The following is a 1881-nucleotide window of genomic DNA, read 5'->3' as shown; positions in this document are numbered from 1 at the left end:
AACACCCAACTCGATTACTGGCGTCAAGCCTTGGCCGGACTGCCCGACCGGCTGCAACTACCTACCGACCGACCGTACCCGGCGGAGACAAGTCACCGAGGCGGCGCGGTACCGCTGGTGATCGACGCCCGAATTCGGGAGACGGTCGAGCAGTTCGCTCGCCGCGAGAAGGTCACGGTGTCGATGGTGCTGCAGTCGGCTTTAGCGGTGCTATTGCACCAGCTCGGTGGCGGCGCCGATATCCCGATCGGTTCACCCATCGCGGGCCGTTCCGACGAGGCACTGTCGGATCTGGTCGGATTCTTCGTGAATAGCTGGGTGCTACGTGCGAATGTAGACCCGTTCGCGGATTTCTCCACGCTTGTGACGCAGGTCAAAGAGAAGGCACTGGCTGCCTACACCAATCAAGATGTTCCATTCGAGCTACTGGTCGATGCCCTCAACCCGGTACGGTCTGCGGCCTACCATCCCCTGTTTCAGGTATCGATTGCGTTCCAGAACAATGCCGTGCCGACCGTGGACCTACCCGGTGTCGCGATAGAGCCGCTCCCGGTACTGACCGGAACCGCACGCTTTGACCTGATGTTCAACATCAGCGATGCCGCGCCGGGTGAGAGCCTGCTCGGGACGGTGGAATACGCGGCCGATCTGTTCGACGAGGCTTCGGTGCGCACAATAGCGGACCGATTTTTGCGAGTGTTGGACGCGACGGCCAGCGCCCCCACCATTGCGGTGGGATCGGTGGAGCTGATGGACACCGCCGAGCGAACGCTGATTCTCCATGGTTGGAACCACACCACATCTGCCGCACACGCCAGCGCAAGCGTGATCGACATGCTGGAGCACCAGGTCGCCGTGTCACCTGAGTCCGTAGCGGTGAGGTTCGCCGATCAGCATCTGACATATCAAGAACTGAATCGGCGGAGCAACCGAGTGGCGTATCGACTGATCGACCATGGCGTCGGCCCCGACACAGTCGTCGCGGTGGCGCTGCCTCGCTCTGTCGAATTGGTTGTCGGTTTGCTGGCGGTGCTCAAGGCAGGCGGAGCCTACCTGCCGCTTGATCCGGCGTATCCAGCTGAACGGCTGGCATTCATGCTGACCGACTCCGAGCCGATCGCGGTTCTCACCGATGAAGTCGTCACTGACACACTGCCGAACACCGGGGTTCGGATGCTCGATATCTACGAACTGGGTCAAGGAGCGCCCGACACCGATCCTCACGTTGTCGTACATCCGGGCAATCTGGCGTATCTCATTTACACCTCTGGGACGACCGGGCAGCCGAAGGCGGTGTTGGGAACGCAAGCGGCACTGGCGAATCGCATTGCGTGGGCAGCCGATTCGTGGCCGGGCGAGGTGCGAGTGGCAAAAAGCTCGGCCAGTTTCATCGACGGTACGACAGAGATATTGGGCGGGCTGATCGCAGGGGCCGTTGTCGTTGTCGCGGATTCTGCTACTGCGAGAGATGCTGTTGCACTTGCAAATTTGGCGAGGGAAGCCACCGCAACCCAGTTGTTGGTCGTGCCAACCGTGGTCACCGAACTTGCGGAACTGGCCGAAGATCGATTCCGTGGCATTCAGCGATGGATCTGTAGCGGTGAAGCCCTCCCGCAAGCTGCGGTGGCCACCTTGCGCACAATGTCCCCAGGTGCGGTGATCGTCAATTCCTATGGATCATCTGAGGTCGCCGGCGACGTGCTGGTAACAGAGGTCGGCGATGGCTCCGCTGTCACGCTGGGACGCCCTGTGTCCAACACCCAGGTGTTCGTGCTGGACACCGGAATGCGGGTGGTACCGGTGGGCGTGACGGGCGAATTGTATGTCGGTGGTGTGCAGGTGGCGCGTGGTTATCACGGTCGGTCGGGGTTGACCGCGTCG

General features: G+C 61.5%; 1 protein-coding gene. It reads left to right on the top strand.

The features are described from left to right. On the top strand, nt 1-1881 hold a 1881-nt coding region (locus JK358_RS38705; RefSeq protein WP_201958861.1), incomplete at both ends, for a non-ribosomal peptide synthetase.

This window comes from Nocardia acididurans (assembly GCF_016741815.1).
Classification (GTDB): Bacteria; Actinomycetota; Actinomycetes; order Mycobacteriales; family Mycobacteriaceae; genus Nocardia; species Nocardia acididurans.
Note: the sequence above shows the minus strand (reverse complement) of the source record. Positions and strands in the feature narration are given on the sequence as shown.